The 20,602-nt window shown below is 62.9% G+C and carries 16 protein-coding genes; 5 read left to right on the top strand and 11 right to left on the bottom strand.

What is annotated here, in order from left to right:
- The first annotated feature begins 16 nt into the window (after nt 1-16).
- Nucleotides 17-1,825, top strand: coding sequence for an AMP-dependent synthetase/ligase (locus L0G76_RS04425; RefSeq protein WP_304356111.1), 1,809 nt, complete (start codon nt 17-19; stop codon nt 1,823-1,825).
- 75 nt (nt 1,826-1,900) lie between these two features.
- A complete protein-coding gene (locus tag L0G76_RS04420) occupies nt 1,901-2,938 on the top strand; it encodes a glutathione S-transferase family protein (protein WP_304356110.1) in 1,038 nt (345 codons plus the stop codon).
- A 34-nt stretch (nt 2,939-2,972) separates the two neighbouring features.
- Here the strand turns inward: L0G76_RS04420 and L0G76_RS04415 are convergent, their stop codons facing one another.
- Entirely contained in the window at nt 2,973-3,719 is a 747-nt protein-coding gene (locus L0G76_RS04415) for a DedA family protein (RefSeq protein WP_487246986.1), read from the bottom strand.
- Between the two features lie 101 nt (nt 3,720-3,820).
- On the opposite strand from L0G76_RS04415, the gene L0G76_RS04410 reads away from it, so the two are divergent.
- Both L0G76_RS04410 and L0G76_RS04405 read left to right on the top strand, forming a co-directional pair.
- Nucleotides 3,821-4,861, top strand: coding sequence for a YhjD/YihY/BrkB family envelope integrity protein (locus tag L0G76_RS04410; RefSeq protein WP_304356109.1), 1,041 nt, complete (start codon nt 3,821-3,823; stop codon nt 4,859-4,861).
- Between the two features lie 52 nt (nt 4,862-4,913).
- Nucleotides 4,914-6,341: a glyceraldehyde-3-phosphate dehydrogenase gene (locus tag L0G76_RS04405; protein WP_304356108.1), complete on the top strand. Its 1,428-nt coding sequence runs from the start codon at nt 4,914-4,916 to the stop codon at nt 6,339-6,341.
- A 135-nt stretch (nt 6,342-6,476) separates the two neighbouring features.
- On the opposite strand, the gene L0G76_RS04400 is transcribed toward L0G76_RS04405, so the two are convergent.
- From L0G76_RS04400 to L0G76_RS04360, 9 genes are all read right to left on the bottom strand, one after another.
- Nucleotides 6,477-7,079 (bottom strand): hypothetical protein, encoded by a 603-nt coding sequence (locus L0G76_RS04400; protein WP_304356107.1) that lies wholly within the window; start codon nt 7,077-7,079, stop codon nt 6,477-6,479.
- Nucleotides 7,076-8,041, bottom strand: a complete 966-nt coding sequence (locus L0G76_RS04395) for a D-2-hydroxyacid dehydrogenase (protein ID WP_304356106.1) — start codon at nt 8,039-8,041, stop codon at nt 7,076-7,078. The genes L0G76_RS04400 and L0G76_RS04395 overlap by 4 nt, the downstream gene beginning before the upstream one ends.
- Entirely contained in the window at nt 7,983-9,656 is a 1,674-nt protein-coding gene (locus L0G76_RS04390; protein ID WP_304356105.1) for an MDR family MFS transporter, read from the bottom strand. Before L0G76_RS04390 ends, L0G76_RS04395 begins: the two co-directional genes overlap by 59 nt.
- 83 nt (nt 9,657-9,739) lie before the next feature.
- The gene (locus L0G76_RS04385; RefSeq protein ID WP_304356104.1) at nt 9,740-10,378 is read right to left on the bottom strand and encodes a TetR/AcrR family transcriptional regulator; all 639 of its coding nucleotides are present in this window, start codon (nt 10,376-10,378) and stop codon (nt 9,740-9,742) included.
- Nucleotides 10,379-10,468: 90 nt separating this feature from the next.
- Nucleotides 10,469-12,568: a DNA primase gene (dnaG, locus tag L0G76_RS04380; protein ID WP_304356103.1), complete on the bottom strand. Its 2,100-nt coding sequence runs from the start codon at nt 12,566-12,568 to the stop codon at nt 10,469-10,471.
- A 3-nt stretch (nt 12,569-12,571) separates the two neighbouring features.
- Nucleotides 12,572-13,879, bottom strand: a complete 1,308-nt coding sequence (locus tag L0G76_RS04375) for a deoxyguanosinetriphosphate triphosphohydrolase (protein WP_304356102.1) — start codon at nt 13,877-13,879, stop codon at nt 12,572-12,574.
- Nucleotides 13,880-13,881: 2 nt separating this feature from the next.
- Nucleotides 13,882-15,054: a tRNA dihydrouridine synthase DusB gene (gene dusB / locus L0G76_RS04370; protein ID WP_487246987.1), complete on the bottom strand. Its 1,173-nt coding sequence runs from the start codon at nt 15,052-15,054 to the stop codon at nt 13,882-13,884.
- Nucleotides 15,055-15,150: 96 nt separating this feature from the next.
- A complete protein-coding gene (locus L0G76_RS04365; RefSeq protein WP_304356100.1) occupies nt 15,151-16,797 on the bottom strand; it encodes an ATP-binding cassette domain-containing protein in 1,647 nt (548 codons plus the stop codon).
- 219 nt (nt 16,798-17,016) lie between these two features.
- The gene (locus tag L0G76_RS04360; protein WP_304356099.1) at nt 17,017-17,565 is read right to left on the bottom strand and encodes a helix-turn-helix domain-containing protein; all 549 of its coding nucleotides are present in this window, start codon (nt 17,563-17,565) and stop codon (nt 17,017-17,019) included.
- 72 nt (nt 17,566-17,637) lie between these two features.
- Here L0G76_RS04360 and L0G76_RS04355 point away from each other — a divergent pair, with 72 nt between their 5' ends.
- Nucleotides 17,638-19,026 (top strand): L-lactate permease, encoded by a 1,389-nt coding sequence (locus L0G76_RS04355; RefSeq protein WP_304356098.1) that lies wholly within the window; start codon nt 17,638-17,640, stop codon nt 19,024-19,026.
- 76 nt (nt 19,027-19,102) lie between these two features.
- Here the strand turns inward: L0G76_RS04355 and L0G76_RS04350 are convergent, their stop codons facing one another.
- Nucleotides 19,103-20,431, bottom strand: coding sequence for a M24 family metallopeptidase (locus L0G76_RS04350; protein ID WP_304356097.1), 1,329 nt, complete (start codon nt 20,429-20,431; stop codon nt 19,103-19,105).
- Nucleotides 20,432-20,602: the final 171 nt, after the last annotated feature.

The following is a 20,602-nucleotide window of genomic DNA, read 5'->3' as shown; positions in this document are numbered from 1 at the left end:
CCTCAAAGGAGACCTCATGAGTCCAACGACAATGCCCCAGTCAACAACTCCCGTCGTCGGCTTCGAGGTCGACACGACATCGTCGACGACCGACATCTTCCTCGCGAAGACCGCAGAGAATCCGAACCGTCCCCTGCTGGCACAACCCGTCGACGATAGCTGGGCAGAGGTGACCGCCGGTGAGTTCCTCACCCAGGTTCGGACCGCAGCCAAGGGACTCATCGCCTCAGGAGTCGAGGTCGGAGACCGGATCGCGATCTTCGGACCCACCTCATTCGAGTGGACCCTCAGCGACTACGCAGTGTGGTACGCGGGAGCGATCTCCGTGCCGTTCTACGACACTTCCTCCGAAGATCAGCTGGGGTGGATGATCAAGGATGCGTCCGTCGGCCATGGACTGGTCAGCACACGTGAGCATGCCGACCGGGTCGAAGCCGCCGCTGCCGCCGCTGGAATCGCGGCACCACACCTGTGGGTCTGGGATCAGGGAGCCTTCGCTGAGCTCGAAACCACCGGACGACAGATCAGCGACGACGCCCTCGAAGCTCAGCGTTCGCAGGTCACAGCCGAATCTGTCGCCACTCTCATCTACACCTCCGGCACAACCGGAAAACCCAAGGGCTGCGTCCTCACACATGGGAACTTCGTGCAGACCGTGCAGGCCGCGCAGGAGCAGATACCTGAGGTCTTCACCGAAGGCATGCGGTGCCTGCTCTTCCTGCCGCAGGCTCACGTCTTCGCCCGCTTCATCGAGGTCCTCTCGATCAGCTCCGGCGCCCTTCTGGCTCACCAGTCCGATCTGACGAAGCTCACCGATGCGCTCGGCAGCTTCCGCCCGTCGTTCATCCTCGGCGTACCCCGTGTCTTCGAGAAGGTCTTCAACTCCGCATTGGCCACAGCCGAATCCGGCGGAAAGGGAAAGATCTTCCGCCGGGCCGAGCAGGTCGCGGTGGCCTATTCCAAAGCCATGGATGCCGGAAAGGTCCCGCTTGCGCTCAAACTGCAGCACACGCTCTTCGACAAGCTCGTCTACTCGAAGCTCCGCACGGTCATGGGCAACAACGTCAGCCACGCTGTCTCCGGTGGAGGCCCCCTCGGCGCTCACCTCGGGCACTTCTTCCGCGGAGTCGGTCTCATCGTCCTCGAGGGATACGGTCTGACGGAAACGACCGCCCCGATCACCGTGAACGTTCCGTACAAGGCCAAGATCGGAACGGTCGGCGTACCTCTGCCCGGTGTGAGTGTGGCGATCGCTCCTGATGGCGAGATCCTGGCCAAGGGCGTCCCCGTCTTCCGGGAGTACTGGAACAACCCGAACGCGACCGACGAGGAGTTCCACGACGGCTGGTTCTCCACCGGAGATCTCGGCTCCCTCGACGAGGACGGCTACCTCACGATCAGCGGTCGCAAGAAGGAACTCATCGTCACCTCGAGCGGGAAGAACATTGCACCGGCTCCTCTCGAGGACGCTCTGCGGCGTCACCCCATCATCGGCCAGCCTGTGGTTGTCGGCGACAACCGGAAGTACATCTCTGCGCTCATCTTCCTCGACTCGGAGATGCTGCCGACGTGGCTGAAGAATCAGGACCTGCCGGAGATGGACCTGCGCCAGGCCTCCTCGGACGAATCCGTGAGAGCCGCCATCGAGCAGGCCGTCGAGAGCGTCAACAGGACGGTGTCGAGGGCGGAGGGCATCAAGAAGTTCTCGATCCTGCCCGTTGAGCTCAGCGAAGACAACGGATACCTATCGGCCAAGCAGTCAGTCAAGCGTCACCTCATCGGCAAGGACTTCGCCGCCGACATCGACGCGCTCTATGCTGACTGACCCCTCTGAGGACGGTGATGGGACGTAGGCTGGGACTCAGCGAGACGAATGAGGCGCCTTCCTGAGGAGAACATCATGTCCGATGACAGCAGCCAGATGAACAGCTACGTGGCCAAAGGTGAAGCATTCGACCGGGACACGAACTACATCGAAGATCGGATCCTCGCCGATCCTGACTCGCAGTTCCCGGTTGAGCCCGGCCGCTACAGACTCATCGCCGCTCGCGCCTGCCCGTGGGCGAATCGGACGATCATCGTGCGTCGACTGCTGGGTCTCGAGGACGTCATTTCGATCGGCATGCCGGGGCCCACACACGATGCGAGATCCTGGACCTTCGATCTCGATCCCGATGGTGTGGATCCGGTGCTGGGCATCGAGCGTCTGCAACAGGCGTTCTTCGCGCGGTTCTCCGACTACCCGCGCGGAATCACCGTTCCTGCGATGGTCGATATTCCCACGGGCGCTGTCGTGACGAATGATTTCCCGCAGATCACCGAGGACTTCTCCACCCAGTGGAAGCATTATCACAGAGAAGGTGCGCCGAATCTGTGGCCCGAGGAGTCGCGGGAGGAGATGGCCACGGTCATGCGCCTGATCTACACCGAGATCAACAACGGTGTCTACCGCTGCGGCTTCGCTGGTTCCCAGGAAGCCTACGAGGTTGCCTTCGACCGCCTGTTCACAGCGCTGGACACCATTGAGGAACGACTGAGCCGTTCCCGATTCCTCATGGGAGACTCCATCACCGAGGCGGATGTCCGTCTATTCACCACCCTGGTTCGCTTCGACCCGGTCTACTTCGGACATTTCAAGTGCAATCGACAGACTCTGCGCGACTTCGAGAACCTCTGGGGCTATGCACGCGACCTCTACCAGACGCCGGGCTTCGGCGACACCGTGGACTTCACTCAGATCAAGCAGCACTACTACATCGTTCACGTCGATGTGAACCCGACGCAGATCGTCCCCAAGGGCCCCGATCTCGCCGACTGGCTCTCGCCTCACGGCCGGGAGAAGCTGGGCGGATCGCCCTTCGGCACCGGCACTGCCCCCGGCCCGGTCCGCTCTGGTGAAGAAGTACCGGAGGAGCACACCGCTGCCGCCTGGCTGTGATTGTCCCAGCTGCGAACTGAACCGAGCCGAAGACTCAGCCCTCGCTCTGTTCGACTGGGCCTTCGGTGGGCTCATCGGCAGCGTCGGTTCGACGCGCTGGCTTGACCCTCTTGCGTCTGCGCACCTTGAGGACGATCCACACGATGACGAAGACGACCACCGCCACGATGACCAGCGTCTGGAAGTAACCGGCGTAGGTCTCCACAACTGACCAGTTCTCACCGAGATAGAAGCCTGCAACGATGAGGACGGTGTTCCATACCGCGCTTCCTGCAGTGGTCAGCAGCAGGAACTTGATGATCGACATGTCCCGAATGCCGGCGGGGATGGATATCAGAGACCGGAAGATGGGGACCATCCGTCCGAAGAACACGGCCTTGTCACCATGCTTGTCGAACCAGGCAACCGTCTTGTGCACGTCGTCAACATCGACCAGCGGCATCTTCACGGCAATCCGAGCAATGCGTTCAAGACCGATCCATTTGCCCACCGCCCACAGTACGACGGCACCGACGACGGAGCCGGTAGTGGCGAAGATGATCGCCACGACGATGTTCATGTTTCCCTGGCTGGCGGTGAAGCCCGCCAGCGGCAGCACCAACTCGCTGGGGATGGGCGGGAAGATGTTATCCATGAAAACCAGGAAGCCGACTCCGAGCGGACCCAGTGTCTCCATGAGCGTCACAGCCCAGCCGGAGAATCCGACGAGATCCTGTGCTGCTGACGAGCCTGCCGACAGCATCAGATCGGTGGGCTGGACCCTCGAAAACGGAATCAGCATGGTAAAAGTCTAGTGTGGAGGCGCGGCCCACCACTCTCAGGCCCCTCCCAGCGGTTAGTGTTGAAACAGACACCTGCGGGTCAAGATCGAAGGAGCACGAAGTGGCACCAGCCAAAGTACTGGCCTCACGTAACACGGTCGTCGAAGTCGGCCACAACGCCATCACCCAGCCGGGACCCGCTCATCTCATGCGGGCCGTCACACGTTTCGGTGATCGCTTGGGCAATCAGTTCGGCGCGGCCATCACCTACTTCCTCGTTCTCGCGGTCATGCCGATTGCGATGTTCACCTTCGCAAGTCTGGGCTTCGTCCTCGATGTCGCGCGTCCGGATCTCCTTCCGAAAGTCGTGGCCCAGATCGAAGCCCAAGTAGGCGAAAATTCGTCCCTGACAGATCAGTTGGAAAGCTTCCTCACCAGTTGGCAGTCAGTCGGCATCATCGCCATCCTGGCCGCTCTCTACACGGGCCAGGGATTCATCGGCAATCTCGGAGCCGCCGTGCGAGCTCAACTGCACGCGGACTTCGATGATGTGGTCCCCGACAAGTCCTTCATCAAGAAGATCCTCAACAACGTCGCCACCCTTCTGGGGCTCATCATCGGACTGCTGCTGACAGTGGCGTTGACCGTCGTCGGCGCCAGCTTGGGGTCCGTCATCAGCGATCTTCTCAGCCTCCCCGGGTGGGCGAGGGGCCTATTGATCATCATCCCGCCGATGATCACTCTCGTCGCAGGATGGCTGATCTTCATGTTCCTCTTCTCGATGCTGCCCGATCATCCGGTGGGAAGAAGAGCCAAGATCAGAGGCTCAATCCTCGGTGCTGTGGCCTTCACCGTCCTCCTCAACTTCGCCACGGTCCTCGTCGACATCTTCTCCGGGAATAAGGCCGCGGGCGTATTCGGTTCGATCATTGCGATCATGCTGACGATGAATATCTTCGCCCGAATCATCCTCTTCGTCGCGGCCTGGATCGGAACGGCACAGCCACCCCGTCCGCAGGAGGACACGTCACCCGAATACCGCTTCGTCGAGCCCAAGGTCCAGGCACAGAGCCTCGGCGCACTGCTGGCCGGCGCGGGCATCGTCACACTCACACTGCTCGGATTCAGACGACTCGACGAACACCAGACGAAACGCGAGTAGGCGAAGCGATACACTGGGACGAATTCGCCAACTGACCGAGGAGACACGACCTTTGACTGACGCAACGACGGCTCGCCTGAACGAATGGGCGAACAAGCAGACTGCCGCCGAAGAACTCATTCCACTGACCGGACGCCTGTACCGCGAGAACGATGTGCTGCTGACGCTGTTCGGCCGTTCGCTGCTGAACAAGTCGGTGATCGGGATGATCAAGGCTCACCGCTATGCCCGCCACTTCCTCGGCGAAGATCTCGACATCGAGGTCACGCTGCGGATCGTTCGAGCACTGACCGAACTCGACCTGGGCCCCACCCGGATCGACTTGGGCCGTCTCATCCAGAAGCAGCAGAATCAGTCCGACTCCGTCGAGGACTTCCTCTCCACGGAGCTCGCCTCGGTCGCAGGCACCAATGGACAGGACGGCGCCGTACGCGACATCGTGCTCTACGGCTTCGGCCGTATCGGCCGTCTGCTGGCCCGCATTCTCATCGATCGCGCCGGCGGCACCGGCATGCGTCTGCGTGCGATCGTCGTCCGCAAAGGCAGTGACGATGACATCGTCAAGCGTGCTTCGCTGCTGCGACGTGACTCCGTGCACGGCAAATTCGACGGCAGCATCGTCGTCGATGAAGAGGCCAACACGATCCAGGCCAATGGCACGCTGATCCAGGTCATCTACTCCAACGATCCTTCTCAGGTCGACTACACCGAATACGGGATCAATGATGCGGTGATCGTCGACAACACGGGCAAATGGCGTGACGAGGAGGGCCTGTCCAAACACCTCGAGTGCCCCGGCGCCTCGAAGGTCATCCTCACTGCTCCCGGCAAGGGCGACGTCAAGAACATCGTCTACGGTGTCAACGACGCGGCCATTCTCGAGGACGACACGGTGATGTCGGCAGCATCGTGCACCACGAACGCGATCACTCCTGTGCTCAAGGCCCTCCATGACAAGTACGGAGTCCGCAACGGTCACGTCGAGACGGTGCACTCGTTCACCAATGACCAGAACCTCATCGACAACTTCCACAAGGGCTCCCGTCGCGGTCGCGCTGCCGGCCTCAACATGGTGCTCACGGAGACCGGCGCTGCCAAGGCTGTGGCGAAGGCTCTCCCCGAGCTCAAGGGCAAGCTCTCGGGCAACGCCATCCGCGTTCCCACTCCGAACGTGTCGATGGCGATCCTCAACCTCAATCTGGAGAACGCGACGAGCGTCGATGAGCTCAACGGATTCCTTCGCGAGACCTCGATGAATTCAGAACTGCGCAATCAGATCGACTACGTCTCCTCCCCCGAACTCGTCTCCAGCGACCTCGTCGGTTCGAAGCGAGCCGGCGTCGTCGATGGCCTGGCCACGATCGTCGATGATGACCGAGTCGTCGTCTACGTCTGGTATGACAATGAGTTCGGCTACAGCTGCCAGGTCATCCGCTGTGTGGCCAAGATGGCCGGGGTCGACGTTCCCGCCTTCCCCTGACATGATCGGTTCGATCCTCTGATCGCTGAGAAGCGCCCGCAGCATGAATTGCTGCGGGCGCTTCGCTGTCTGTGGGTGCTTGACCGGCCGGACGTGCACAGCCGCCCGTGCATGTCCGAGAACGAAGGTCCCCGATCAGGCCCCGTCCTGACCCGCTTTCTCGTTCTCCATTGCGTCGTGGAGCCAGATCGGCGTGTAGGTGCCGAACCGCTCGGCGAGATCGTCATCACTGTCGAGAATCACGGCGAATCGGTCATCGGCGCTCGAGAGCTCGTTGGCCCAGATCGGTCCCAGGCAGGCGAGCGTGGCACACGCCAGGACGACGGCGACTGCCAGGATCGGTGTCGTCGAGAACAGCAGCCATCCGCACAGAAGTCCGAGTACCGCAAAGCCGATCGCCACGGCCATTCCCGCATTGCGGGTTCTGGGTGCACGGGCGCGGGGCGGCCTCGCTGAGGCGATGGAGTCGAGGACGTCCCGATTGATCCTCGTCCACGCGACGATCGCCCCCAGTGCACACACGATTCCGATCATGATGAGGCTGAACGCGGAGAACAGCAAGACTGTGTCCACCCGTGTCCCCTGTGCCTGCATCGCCGCGCCGAGACCGGCGACGAGCATCGCGAGGGCCAGCACCAGCATGCTCAGCAGTCGGGCTCTGCGCACCGCGATGAGTTCGCTGAGAACCCGAGCGAGGAACGCCCGCTGGGCAGCATGGTCTTCTGACTGTTCGGTCATCGCACGTATCCCGCTGCCTTGTCGACCGTGTGTGGGAACGTCTCACCTGCCGTGTACTTCTCGAACAGGTCGACGAACTGGTCAGCCAGACGCAGGCGCCATCCATCGGTGTCGCCGCTCATGTGCGGGGTGACGATGACATTGTCCGCCTGCCACAGCGGGTGGTCGGCGGGCAGGGGCTCCTCGTCGAATACGTCGAGGCCGGCACCGGAGATCTGGCCGGCCGAGAGCGCGTCCACGAGGTCGGAGGTGACTACGGCCTCTCCCCTGCCGACATTGACGAAGAAGGCGCTCGTGTCCATGGCGGCGAACACTCTGGCATCGATGAGGTTCTTCGTCTTATCCGTCAGCGGCGCAATGTTGACCACCCAGTCCACTCCGGACAGATGAGAACTCAGCTGCGCGGAATCGATGACGGTCCCGAAGTCGGCATCTCCGGTCCGAGCATGGCTGCCGGCTCCGCTGACATTCACGTCGAGGGCCTTCAGGACCCTGGCGATCTCCCGACCGATCGAACCAGTGCCGACGATCATGGCCTGGGATCCGGCCAGATTCTTCGTCGACCGACGGTTCCAGGTGGAATTGCGCTGGTCCTCGAGCGATCGCAGGGAATTCTTCGCATGGAGAAGGATGTAGTTGAGCACGAACTCTGCGATCGGCCGGTCGAAGATCCCCCGTGCATTCGTGACGACGACCTCCGAGGCTGAGAGCTCGTCGAAGATCAGGGAGTCAACCCCCGCTGCGGCCGCATGGATCCACTTCAGGCTGTCAGCATGTCCGAATTCGCTTTTCAGTGCGCGTGAGAAGAAGTCCCAGAGGAGGAGGACATCGGTGCCGGGGAGGGCAGAGCCCAGCTCCCCCGCCTCGACGATCCGAAGCTCGACGTCCTCTCTCCGACCAAGGTCAGTGAGCTGCTCGGGGATCTGGGTCCCGGGGGCGTTGAGTATTGTCAATACCGTCATCAGTCGACTCCTTCAGCCTAGCCTTCTCTGCCAGACTATCGGATGAGTCGACCTGACCATCGGACGAACCTGCGTCGACGCGCACAAGTTCGCGATTGGCAGGATCGGCCTTCAGCGTCTGTGCCAGCGGAGTGTTGGGCAGGAAGCACAGGAAGATGAAGCCGAGGACTGCCAGAGGTGCGACCCACAGGAACAGAGGGACCAGCGCGTCGTTGTAGGACGTGATGATGAGGGTGTGCAGCGGCTCGGGCAGATCGGCGACGATCTGCGGTGTCAGACCTGTCGAGGAGACCTCGGGCATCGGCTGTGAGGGATTGGCCTTCGCCAGTTCGCCCATGCCCTCTTTGATGTTGTCCATGAGGCGCTGTGTGAAGACCGACCCGATGAAGGCCATGCCCAGGGTCGCACCGACCTGACGGAAGTAGTTGTTCGATGCTGTCGCTGTTCCGACCATGGCAACGGGGAAGGCGTTCTGGACGACGAGGACGAGGGTCTGCATACTCAGACCCAGCCCGAGTCCCAACAGAGCCAGGCAGCCCATGGTCTCCCAGGCGGCGCTTTCAGCCTTGAGCTGCGAGAGCAGAACCAGCGACGCGGCCATGATCAGCACACCCATGAGCGGGTACTTCTTGTACTTGCCGGTACGGGAGACGACGAAGCCGATGAGGGTCGAGGAGATGAGCATCGTGCCCATCATCGGAACCATCATCAGTCCCGCCACAGTCGCGTCGATGCCGTGCACCATCTGCAGATAGGTGGGCATGTAGGAGAGGACGCCGAACATCCCGACTCCGATGAACAGACCCGCGACAGTGCACAGCAGGAAATCCCGATTCTTGAACAGGAACATCGGGATGACAGGTTCGCTGACTTTGTGCTCGACGAAGATGAATCCGGCGATGGCGAGGACGCCGACGACGATGAGCCCGTTGATCTGCCACGAACCCCACGCATAATCGTGACCGCCCCAGGCCGAGACGAGGACGATGCAGGATGTGACGATCGAGACCAGGGCCATCCCCACAACGTCGATCTTCGGGCGTCTTCCGCTGGTGTGCTTGGGCACTTTGAGGAAGACGGCTGCGGCGATGAGTGCGATGATGCCGAGGGGGAAGTTGATGGCGAAGGCCCAGCGCCAACCGGGTCCCTCTGTCAGCCAGCCGCCGATGAGCGGACCGGCCACCGAGGACACTGCGAAGGCGGAGCCCATGATGCCCATGTACTTCCCGCGTTCCCGGGCCGGGACTACGGAGGCGATGATGGACTGAGAGAGGATCATCATGCCGCCACCGCCGATGCCTTGGAGCACGCGTCCGAAGATCAGCATCGACATGTCACCTGCGATGAGCGCGAAGACCGACCCCAGCAGGAAGCAGCAGATCGCGAACATGAAGAGCGGTTTGCGACCGAACAGGTCACCCACCTTTCCGTAGATCGGCATCATGATCGTCGAGGCGAGCATGAACGCTGTGGACACCCACAGCATCTGGTCGACGCCGTCGAGCTCACCGACGATCGTCGGCAGTGCGGTCGCCAACACGGTCTGGTTGAGCGAGAACATGAACATGGCGATCATCAGTCCCACGAAGAGCAGGATGATCGCAGATGTCGTCATCGGCTCAGTATCCGTGTCACTTGCTGGAGGGCGGGCCATTTCGCCGGTTTTCAGCCCTTGATTACTTCGCATTTCAGCCTTTGTCATAGTCGATCCAGAACCTTGAGGAAGAGTTCCAGTGAGTTTTCGTAGATGTCCTTCGTCGAGCCCTTCTCATCCACGAGCTCGGGCGATCGCTTGAGCGTCTGGCCCGCATGGTTGAGAGGCACTCGGCACAGTTGGGTGAGCATCCGGGCGCTGCGCCAGGCCGAGTCCTCCGTGGAGAACTCCTGTCCCAGGAAGCGCAGCCGGGCGAGCACATGCTCTGCCACGAGCTCTTCGAGAGCCTCGGCCCGATCGAAGCGTTTGCTGACCAGCTCCGGGTACCGAGCAAACAGCTTTCTCCGCCTGGCCGGCATATCAGGGTCGATCGACCCCATCAGCAGCGCTTCGCGAATGAACCAGGCCGTATCCGCGGCCAGATCGCTGATCCCGGAGTCGGAGTGGACATAGGCGTCGACGACATGCGCGTCGATGTTGGACTCGTCGAGGCCGACGATCGCGTCTTCCTTCGTCGCGTAATAGTTGAAGAAGGTACGTGTGGACACGCCCACGTCCGCAGCGATGTTCGCCACAGTTGCGTTTTCGAGGCCGTCATCGAGGACCCGCGTGATTGCAGCCTCATGGAGCGCATTTCGCGTCAGGCGCGCCTTTTTGGAGCGCAGGGATTCGGTTTCGGCCATGAGGCTAGTTTTGCACCTCATGCAACTTTTCACCAACTGCAAAATTGCAATTGTGCACTATTTCACGTTCTCAGTCGTGGATCCCGGACTTCACATGAGCGTCTTCAATCGTGCCCGATGCTGCTCGAGGACCTGCAGCTGGCCCAGAAGGGTCGTCTGCGCCTCGGTGTCCGCAGTGTCCTGCCGCTGCAGTCGCGAGTGCAGCTCCTTGGCGATGCGTTCGAGGTCATAGTCGAAGAGTCGGGCCACGATGCCCCTGGCGAAGCCATCCGCGCTGACGCCGTCCGCGACCGGCAAGGGAGTCACGAGCAGCTGCGTGACATAGGGCCTGAGGTCCTCGTCACTGGCCGCGAGAACCGATTCGGCCCAGCGAGTGGTGTCGGACCCTGCTGACTTCAGCCCGCCGGCAGCCTTGATCGCCGTCTGGATCCGACGGTAGCCGGGGTGCTCGAAGGCCCGGGCGGAGAGGGAGTCGAAGAGTTTGGCATTGACGAACTCCGGGTGCTGCAGCGCCACCATCAGGGCACCCTTCTCCGTCTTCAGCCGAGCGGGACTGATCGGTGCCGATAGGTTCGACACGTCGGGGCGCTCATCGTAGACATACTCGATGGCTGTGTCGTCTCCGCCGGTGCCTCCCCCCGTGGGTGCAGACGCGAACCCCGTGCTCGGCCGTTGACTGTTCGTCGCTGGAGCCGACTGATGCTGGTTCCACGCGGCAGCGGGCTGTCCCCGCGACCCCATCGGCTGTCCGTGCGGCGCAGACTGCGGCCCTCCGGAGGGAGACTGCGCAGCCCCAGGAGGAGACTGCCGTTTCCCGGGAGGAGTCTGCGGCGGCGCGACCTGAGGCTGATTCGCCTGCGGTTTCTTCGGTCGTTTCCGGGCGTCTCTGACCGCGGTTTCCACCTCGTCGATGTCGACGCCGATCCGACCGGCGACGAAACGATAGTAATGGCTGAGGCTGTTGCGATCACGAATGTCTGCCAGAACCTCGGCGCTGGCCCTGACTGCGGCGATCCTGCCTTCGACAGAGTCGAGGTCGAAGCGGGAGATCGCGGTGGTGATGACGAATTCGAAGAGCGGTTTGCGACCGTCGATGAGTTCACGCAGAGCGCCATCACCCTTCTGCATCCGCAGGTCGCAGGGGTCCAGCCCATCGGGTTCGACGGCGACGAAGGTCTGAGCGGTGAACTCACTGTCGAACTCGAAGGCCCGCAGGGCCGCCTTCTGCCCGGCCGCGTCACCGTCGAATGTGAAGATCACCTGTCCCGTCGGATCATCGCCGAGCAGGCGCCTGATAATCTTCACGTGTTCGGGCCCGAAGGCCGTTCCGCACGTCGCCACCGCCTGTGACACACCGGCCAGTTGCGCGGCCATGACATCTGTGTAGCCTTCGACGATGACCACGCGCTTGGTCTTCGCGATGTGCTTCTTGGCCAGATCCAGCCCGTAGAGAACCTGGTTCTTGTGATAGAGGGCGGTCTCCGGAGTGTTCAGGTACTTCGGCCCCTGATCGTCGTCGAACAGGCGCCTGGCCCCGAAGCCGATGGTCCGCGTGGTCATGTCTTTGATGGGCCAGACGACCCTGCCGCGGAAGCGGTCGTAGATTCCGCGCCCGCCCTCACTGGCCAAGCCACCGGCAAGGATCTCCTCCTCGCTGAAGCCGGCCCGCTTGAGCTGATTGGTCAGCGAATCCCAGGACTTGGGGGCGAAGCCGAGACCGAACTCCCTGCTCGAACTGGTGGGAAAACCGCGGCCTTCGAGGAACTCGCGACCGACCTGTCCCTGCTCCCCCTCGAGGGACTGGGCGAAGAAGCGCTGTGCGACCTCGTGCATCTCCAGCAGCCGCTGTCGCCGGCTCGCCTGCTCCCGGTCGGGGCCTTTCCCGTCTTCGTAGCGCAGATGCATCCCGATCTTGCCGGCCAACGACTCGACGGTTTCAACGAAGCTGAGCTGTTCGATCTTCTGCAGAAAAGAGAAGACATCGCCGGACTCACCACAGCCGAAGCAGTGATACATCCCCACCTGGGGGCGAACGGTGAACGAGGGAGTCCGTTCATCGTGAAAGGGACACAGGCCCTTGAGCGAGCCGATTCCCGCAGTCTTGAGCGTCACGAACTCCCCCACCACCTCGTCGATGCGGGTGCGACTGCGCAGTTCGTCGATGTCCTCGCGTTTGATCAGTCCGGCCATAGTCTAGAGACGGTCCTCCGCCCCTGCTTTGAGGTGGTGGTACAGGGCCCAGGCGGAATGGTCGGTCAGCGATGCGATCTGGTCGACGACGACGCGCAGCCTGGCCGCGTCGTCGGCGGCCTCGAAGTAGTCGGCCCGGAACATCGGATCGAGGTTGATCGGTGACTCGGAATACCACTGGGCCAGCTCGGTGATGACAGCCGATTGGATGTCATGCAGACGCAGACGATCTTCGGCGACCATCACCGTCAGCGTCGCCATGCCCTTGAGGACGGCGATCTCGACAGCCGTGGGTTCGGGGACGACGAGGGAGGCTGCGTAACGGGCCAGGGGCTCCCATCCGTACTCTTCACGGGTGGCGGCTTCCGCGGCACCGACGAACCGGCCGATGAGCTGACTCGTCATATGCTTGAGCGTCGCTTGGGCCCGTCTGGATCCGTCATAGGTCTCCGCGGGCCAGTATGCCGCTGCCTGCAGCCTCGACAGCGCCTTGTCCATCTCCTCATCGCCTATGACCGGCAGGTACCACTTCCGAGTGATCTCGAAGAGCTCTGCACGACGACTCTCCGCAGCGAACTCACCCAGATGCAGATGTCCGCCCGCAATCGCGTCTTCGACGTCGTGGACGGAGTATGAGATGTCATCGGCCAAGTCCATCACCTGGGCCTCGACACATCGCTTCCCGTTCTCGATGCCCTCGCGGTAGAAGTCGAAGACTCCCCTGTCGTCGTCGTAGACTCCGAACTTGCGGACACCTGAGTCACGCCGGCCGATGGACGCTTCGCTTCGCGCCCAGGGATACTTGGTCAGCGCATCAAGACTGGCCCGTGTCAGGTTGAGTCCGGCCGGGCGACCATCATCGGCAATCACCTTCGGTTCGATCCGCGTGACCAGACGCAGCGTCTGCGCGTTGCCCTCGAAACCGCCGATGTCGATGCACAGAGCATCGAGGATGGTCTCGCCGTGGTGGCCGAAGGGCGGATGGCCGAGGTCGTGGCTGAGACAGGCGGTGTCGACGATGTCCGGATCACAACCGAGGTAGCGGGCGAGTTCGCGCCCGACTTGGGCGACCTCGAGAGAATGAGTGAGTCGGGTGCGTACGAAATCATCGGTTCCCGGAGAAACGACCTGAGTCTTGGCGCCGAGGCGTCGCAGACCCGCGGAATGAAGGACCCGGGCGCGATCACGCTGAAATGCTGATCTGCGCGGATTCTTCGCCGGTTCACTCACCCACCGTTCTTCGTCCCACGGCGTGTACACCGCTACGGACCCAGAGCGCACCGATGTGCGTGGGTGAGATTCGAATGGCATTGTCATCCTCCCGAGATGTCGAGTTCCGCCTCGGAGAGCAGGGACGTCCCGCTGACATCGAAGATGCGGGAATCGAGCCACCCCTCGGGCAGATGCGGCTTCTTCGGGCGGGTGGTCCGCCCCCGGGAGCCTTCCGCATCCGTTCCAGGATACGGTGCGTCGTGATCGAGCTGTGCCAGCAGTCCCGCGAGCTCCTCCAAGGAGGAGACCATCGCCAGCTGCCGACGCAGGTCTCCGCCGACCGGGTAGCCCTTGAAATACCAGGCGATGTGTTTGCGCAGGTCACGAACTCCGTAGAATTCGTCCTCATAGTATTCGGCGAGGTATTCGCCATGCTTGTAGACGGCGCGGGCCACCTCGGCGAGGCCGGGCCGGAACCGCTCGTCGCTGCCGCTCAGCGCATTTTCCAGGTCCCCGAACAGCCAGGGCCGACCCTGACATCCACGGCCGATGACAACGCCGTCGCATCCGGTCTTCCGCATCATCTCAAGTGCGTCTTCAGCCGCGAAGATGTCACCATTGCCCAGCACGGGAACAGTGTCGCCGAGGTGGTCCTTGAGTCTGGCGATAGCGTCCCAGTCAGCCTGGCCGGAGTACAGGTCCGCCGCGGATCGCCCGTGGAGGGCGACCGCAGCCACACCCGCATTGCGGGCTGTCTCACCGGCGTCCAGGAAAGTCTGGTGATCCTTGTCGATGCCCTTGCGCATCTTCACCGTCAGGGGGATTCCGCCGCGGTCCGCCTCGGCCACGGCCGTGGTGACGATGGATTCGAACAGGTCCTTCTTCCACGGCAGGGCCGAGCCGCCGCCCTTCCGGGTGACCTTGGGCACGGGGCAGCCGAAGTTGAGGTCGATGTGGTCGGCGCGGTCCTCCTCGACGAGCATGCGCACGGCCTGTCCGATCGTCACCGGGTCGACACCGTAGAGCTGGACCGAGCGCGGAGTCTCGAAGGGCTCATGTCGGATGATGCGCATGCTCTTGGGGCTGCGTTCGACCAGCGCCCGGGACGTCACCATCTCCGTCACGTAGAGACCGCCACCGTACTCGCGGCACAGACGCCGGAAGGCCGTGTTGGTGATTCCCGCCATCGGCGCAAGCACCACCGGCGACGGCAGTTCGATCGGGCCGATGCGCAATGGCGCGACAGTGGCCGGGGATGCGGCTTCCGGGGACACGGATTCTGGGGCAGGGCTCATGACACTCACCATGCCATTATCCCCGGCCCGTCAAATGACGCGGCACCTGCATAAGCAGACGCTGCCCTTTCTCGATCACGCAAGCGACTCCTCCGTCTCGTTGGCATCCTTATCCTCATCAACAGTGCCCGGGTCCAGAAATTCCCGGATGTCCCATTCCACGTCGAGTCCCAGCTCCTGGGCCAGACGGTCATCGTGGGTGACCACGATCATCGCACCGCCGAATCCGTCCAGAGCGGTCACGAGCGCGGTCAGCGATGACAGGTCGAGGTTGTTGCCCGGCTCGTCGAGGACGAGCATCTGCGGTGCGGGGGCCTGGAGCAGGCTTTTGGCCAATGCCACACGGAACCGTTCTCCTCCCGACAGGGTCGAGCAGAGCTGATCGGTCCGTCTCTTCCGCAGCCCCATCGCCGCCAATACCTCGTGGACGCGGTGTGGGCTGAGACTGGGATTGTTCTCCCTCACCGCCTCCATGACGGTCAGTGTCGGCGGTAGCCTGTACTGCTGGTCGAGGTGGGCGATCGGCACCGGAGCATTGATCTCAAGGCCGGGGAAGAGCTCAGCGATGGGTGCTCCGGTGTCACTTCGGCCGAGGATGGCAGCCAACAGGGTCGACTTCCCGGACCCGTTGGGCCCGGTCAGTCTGACCCTTTCCGGGCCCACGACGGAGCAGGGGCGCTCGAGGACCGGCGCGGCGATCTCGAGAACACGTTTGCCCGAGTTGACCACCGTTCCCGGCAGGTCCAGTCGGATGCTTGCTTCCCGGCGCAGTTCGTCCTTGGCCGACTGGACCGATGACCGGGCCGCCGCTTCGTCCGCCGCCTTGTCGCCGCGCCTCTTCGCAGCGCTCTTCTCGGCGAAGTTCGTCAGCCCGTTCATCACGATCTTCGGACGCCTCTTGTTCTCCTTGTCCTTGGCGGCCTTCCTCTCGGCCCGAGCCAGCTTCGTCTCGAGTTCGACCCGCTGCCGCTTCTCGATGGCCAGGCACTTCTTGGCATCGACGATGTTCTGCAGCTTCGCCTCCTCTTCGGCTGCGACCATGGACTCGTAGTCGTCGAAGTTCCCGCCGTACACCCGCAGCTGATCTGTCATCTCGACGATCGTCGTCACCGTCGTCAGCAGCGCTCGGTCGTGCGAGATAAGGAGGGTCGGCCCGGTCCTGGCCCGGAGCAGAGAGATCAGCCGACGCCGCCCGGCCTCGTCGAGGTTGTTGCTGGGTTCGTCGAGGATCAGCCAGCGCTGGCCGGCCAGAGCCGCCCTGGCCAGACCGATGCGCATGGCCTGCCCGCCCGAAAAGGTGCTCAGCCGACGATCCAGGGCGTGGGCGTCGAGTTTCAGACCGAGGTCGGCCAGAGCCTCCAGCGCCCGTTCCTCGATGTCCCAGTCGTCACCGATGATCTCGAAGTCATCGAGTCCGGCGTCACCGGCCAGCGCCTTCGTCAGTGCAGTTCTGACGGGGGCGATTCCCAGCGCCGAGGCGACGCTGTCGTCGGTGTGCGGCAGCAGCTGATCGATGTAGACAGCGCCCTCGGCACCGGTGACACTGCCCTGGCTGGGAGCGAGGTCACCTGCGATGACTTTGGCGAGAGTCGATTTGCCCACCCCGTTGTCGCCGACGAGGCCGAACACGGCAGCAGGAATCGATGCCGTGAGTGATGCGAAGATCTCGGTATCGTCGCCGAGGCGGTAGCCGAGATCGGAGATGGTTATGGCAGCAGTCATGTGTGTCCTCATTTCGTGCACAGAAGTGCGCTGCGGGTCCGTTGCACCCGCAAATCGGAAATGAGGTGTTACTTCACGAAGTGACTGTCTTTCGCCGGGGATTTGTCGCAACAAGCATGCAGGAGGTCGAATGCCGTCGTCAAGGGCACGACGTGCATTTCCCGCTGAGACACCTCGGGACACCGACTGCCACGGATGCAGAGCTTTCGATGCAGCGCCTCAGACGATGATGAGCATGAGCTCCGCCGGCTCATCGGTGGGATTGGACAGCTGATGCGGAACGTCCCCGGGCGCCTGGGCACAGTCGCCGGCTCGCAGCGTGGTCGTGCGATCGATCGTGACGATTTCGATCGTGCCGGCGAGGACGAAGAACGATTCGCGCGAGCCGCTGCGGTGGGCGGCGAACGACGCTGTTTCGCAGCGCGGATCAAGTTTGTAGTGGACGACATCCATGTTCTCCTGCGGCGCTGGCAGGTCGCGTCGCACGGTGCCTCTGCCGTAGGCGCTGTGGGCCGGGATGGATTCGCTGGCGGTGATGACCACCTCGGGCGGGGCGAGGAGCTCACCCACCTCGACGCCGAGAGCACGGGAGAGGCCCATGGCGTTCGAGACGGACGTATCCTGTTCACCGCGTTCGATCTTTGACAAGGCTGCCCGGGAGATCCCGGCGCGGATCGCGAGTTCGTTGAGCGTTAAGTCGTTGTACTTGCGGCGGGCTCTGATGCGCGCGCCGAATACTCGAGCTCCAAGATCCTCTGTGTTCGCCATTGTCACATCATAGTTTATTCTTGAATAGTAGAGCCGATTCTATCAAAGGAAATTTCTAATGGAACTTTTCACATGACGCCGCTGGTGGCACTCGCTCCCATTATGCTTGCCATCGCGCTGCTCGTCTTCAAGCAGAGCTCGTGGATCGCCGCCACTGCGGGAATCATCGCTGCCGGCCTTGCGGTCGTGTTCTTCTTTCCGACCCCGATGTCGGTTCTGCTCGAATCCGGTGCAGACTACTTTCCGCTCATCCTCGAAGTCGCGCTCATCCTCCTCTTCGGCATGACCCTCGCGCGACTGCTCGAAGCCGCAGGCTCGATGCGCGAGATCTCCGCCTGGGTCGAATCAGCGGCACCCAGCAGAGCGCTCGGCGTGGCTCTCGTCGTCTTCGGCCTCGTCCCCTTCGCCGAGTCCGTCACCGGATTCGGCATCGGCGTCACGATCGGAGTCCCCGTCCTCCGGCTGCTCGGCTGTTCGCTGCGCCAATCGGCGCTGCTCGGCCTCCTGGGCCTCATCGCGGTGCCGTGGGGCGCACTGGGACCAGGCACGACGGTCGCAGCGGCATTGGCCGGCCTCGACGTCGACGAACTCGGTGTGGCGACAGCCTGGATCAACGCGATCCCCGTCATCATCGTGGCCGCTTCGGTGATCCTCATCATGCGCCCGGCCCTCGTCTCCTGCCTCGGGATCGCCGCCGCCGCTGGCCTCATGTGGACCGGCATCCTCGCCGCAAGCATTGTGATCGGCATGGCCCCCGCCGGCATCATCGGTTCACTGCTGGTCATCGCCGTCATGGGGACCATCTTCATCATCCGCCGCCGCGGAACCGGCTTCACCCGGAAATTGGGAATCGCAGTCCTGCCCTACGCCTCCCTGACGATCGGCCTCCTCCTGGCCCGCGCCCTCCAGGCAGCCCTCCCCTCGCTGCTGACACAGATCGTCGCCTCTCCGCCGTTCTGGCTGGCTGTCGCCTGCCTGATCGCGGCACTCACGGTGGCTTCCCGAGGCACCGTCATAACCTCCGCCGTCCGCTCCTGGACGCCCATCGGGGCAGGGACGGCGGCCTTCATGCTCATGGGATGGATCATGACGACAACCGGTATGAGCGCAGCGATCGGATCGCTGGTCCCCGGCGGCCTCGTCCTGCTCACACCGTGGCTGACCGCCGCCGGAGCAGTGGTCACCGGATCGAACACCGGCGCCAATTCCATGTTCACCGGCACCATTGATGCTGTCGCCGCGGACTCTCATGTCTCATCCCTGCCTGTGGTCGCCGCGGGGAACGCCGCCGGCTCACTCGCCGCCCTCGCCGCTCCCCCACGCGTGACCATGGCCGTGCAGATGGCCGAGCCCTCCACACCCGCCTCAGCCAATGACATCGGCTGGGTTCAGGGTCGAGCATTGGTCGTGGCCGGGGCCAATGCGCTGCTCCTCGGGATCTGGATCCAGTTCATGGCCTGAGGCCCAACATGGACGACTGCGGGTCGGACACCGCCGAGGTGCGAGTCAGACCCGCAACTCGCAGCCGAGGTTCGAGTCAGACTCGGATGAGCTCGCGAGGGAACGCGGTGAAGGTATCGCAGCCGGTATCGGTGATGAGGACGGATTCGGACAGCTCGTAACCGTACCCATTCATCCACATTCCGCAGATGAGGTGGAAGGTCATCCCCGCCTCGAGGAACTGGTCGTCCTCGGTCCTGATTGAGATCGTGCGCTCGCCCCAGTCCGGCGGGTAGCCGATGCCGATGGAGTATCCCAGGCGGCTCGGCTTCTCCAGTCCGGCCAGTGCCAGCACTCGGTTCCACGTGCGGGCCAGTTCGGCGGTGGGCACCTCGGGTGCTGCGACATCGAGAACTGCGGCCAACGCCTCGGCGACGACCCCTTCGAGACGGATGAGCTCCTGTTTGGGCTTGCCCACCACGGCTGTGCGCGCCAGGGGCACGTGATAGCGGCGGTGGACTCCGGCCAGTTCGATGCTCACGGACTCATCGGCAATGAACTTGCGGTCCGACCAGCTCAGGTGCGGAGTGTCAGCGCTCTCTCCCGTGGGCATCATCGGCACGATGGCAGGATAGTCACCCCAGGCGCCCCCGCGTCCGCGAGCCTGCGCGGCGGCGATCTCCGCCGCCACCTCGTTCTGTGCGACACCGGCCCCGATGGTTCCCAGGGCGGCGTTCATCGACTCTGTGGTCACCTCGGCGGCCTTGCGCATCAGTGCCACCTCGGCCGGGGACTTGACCGCCCGGATCCAGTTGACCAGCTCGAAGGAATCGACCAGGCGCCACTCGGGGATGCCGTTGACGAGGGATCGGAAAGCACGCGGCGAGAAGAAGTGCGAGTCCATCTCGACGCCGACCGGAGACGAGGACGCGCGGGCGACCTCCCAGCGCTGCCGCAACGCGAAGGCCACCCAGTCGAAGGGGTGGATGTGCGGGCGCTGCACATAGCGTTCGGGATAGCCGACGATGTCCTCCGGCGGCAGCCACGAGGTGTGCGTGGCGCCTCTGGCATCCATGTCGCGCAGGAACAGTGTGAGAGGACCCGCCGCCGGGACGTACAGCAGCTGCGGAGTATAGAAGGACCAGGCATTGTAACCGGTCAGATAGTAGATGTTGGCAGGATCCGTGACAATGAGTGCGGACAGACCCTGGTCGACCATCCTATTGCGCACCGAAGCGATCCGCCCCAGGTATTCGTCCGGGGAGAACAAGAGCTCGTTCGCGCCGATCGTATCGACCTCGCCCGGCCTCGGCTGCGGGCGAGCACTGACTTCCTGTGCCGCCCGTCCCTGCTGGGCGCCGGGCCGCATTCCCTGGACATCCGGCCGGTTGTCTTCCCCGGCGTAGAACAGCTCACCCTCATTCATGATTACAGTGTGGTGAGCCGCATCACACGGTGTCAATCACTGCGTCACGCGTGTTGTCAGGGGTGAAAACGCGAAATCATGACGGATCCAGAACGAATTATTTTCGGATTCGACTGAATTCGCATACGAATGTGCGCATTCCGACGGAATCAATGGTAGATTGTGTTGAGA

The sequence above is a fragment of the Brevibacterium picturae genome (assembly GCF_030453725.1).
GTDB lineage: Bacteria > Actinomycetota > Actinomycetes > Actinomycetales > Brevibacteriaceae > Brevibacterium > Brevibacterium sandarakinum_A.
The sequence above is the reverse complement of the archived record's forward strand: the minus strand, read 5'-3'. Positions and strand labels throughout refer to the sequence as shown.

Excerpts from the sequence above, each read along its gene's own strand:
- L0G76_RS04350 (WP_304356097.1), bottom strand. The coding sequence starts at position 20,431 with ATGAATGAGGGTGAGCTGTTCTACGCCGGGGAAGACAACCGGCCGGAT.
- L0G76_RS04415 (WP_487246986.1), bottom strand. The coding sequence starts at position 3,719 with ATGCTGATTCCGTTTTCGAGGGTCCAGCCCACCGATCTGATGCTGTCG.
- L0G76_RS04425 (WP_304356111.1), top strand. The coding sequence starts at position 17 with ATGAGTCCAACGACAATGCCCCAGTCAACAACTCCCGTCGTCGGCTTC.
- L0G76_RS04375 (WP_304356102.1), bottom strand. The coding sequence starts at position 13,879 with ATGCCATTCGAATCTCACCCACGCACATCGGTGCGCTCTGGGTCCGTA.
- L0G76_RS04360 (WP_304356099.1), bottom strand. The coding sequence starts at position 17,565 with ATGGCGAACACAGAGGATCTTGGAGCTCGAGTATTCGGCGCGCGCATC.
- L0G76_RS04355 (WP_304356098.1), top strand. The coding sequence starts at position 17,638 with ATGACGCCGCTGGTGGCACTCGCTCCCATTATGCTTGCCATCGCGCTG.
- L0G76_RS04395 (WP_304356106.1), bottom strand. The coding sequence starts at position 8,041 with ATGACGGTATTGACAATACTCAACGCCCCCGGGACCCAGATCCCCGAG.
- L0G76_RS04385 (WP_304356104.1), bottom strand. The coding sequence starts at position 10,378 with ATGGCCGAAACCGAATCCCTGCGCTCCAAAAAGGCGCGCCTGACGCGA.
- L0G76_RS04365 (WP_304356100.1), bottom strand. The coding sequence starts at position 16,797 with ATGACTGCTGCCATAACCATCTCCGATCTCGGCTACCGCCTCGGCGAC.
- dnaG (WP_304356103.1), bottom strand. The coding sequence starts at position 12,568 with ATGGCCGGACTGATCAAACGCGAGGACATCGACGAACTGCGCAGTCGC.
- L0G76_RS04420 (WP_304356110.1), top strand. The coding sequence starts at position 1,901 with ATGTCCGATGACAGCAGCCAGATGAACAGCTACGTGGCCAAAGGTGAA.
- L0G76_RS04400 (WP_304356107.1), bottom strand. The coding sequence starts at position 7,079 with ATGACCGAACAGTCAGAAGACCATGCTGCCCAGCGGGCGTTCCTCGCT.
- L0G76_RS04390 (WP_304356105.1), bottom strand. The coding sequence starts at position 9,656 with ATGACGACATCTGCGATCATCCTGCTCTTCGTGGGACTGATGATCGCC.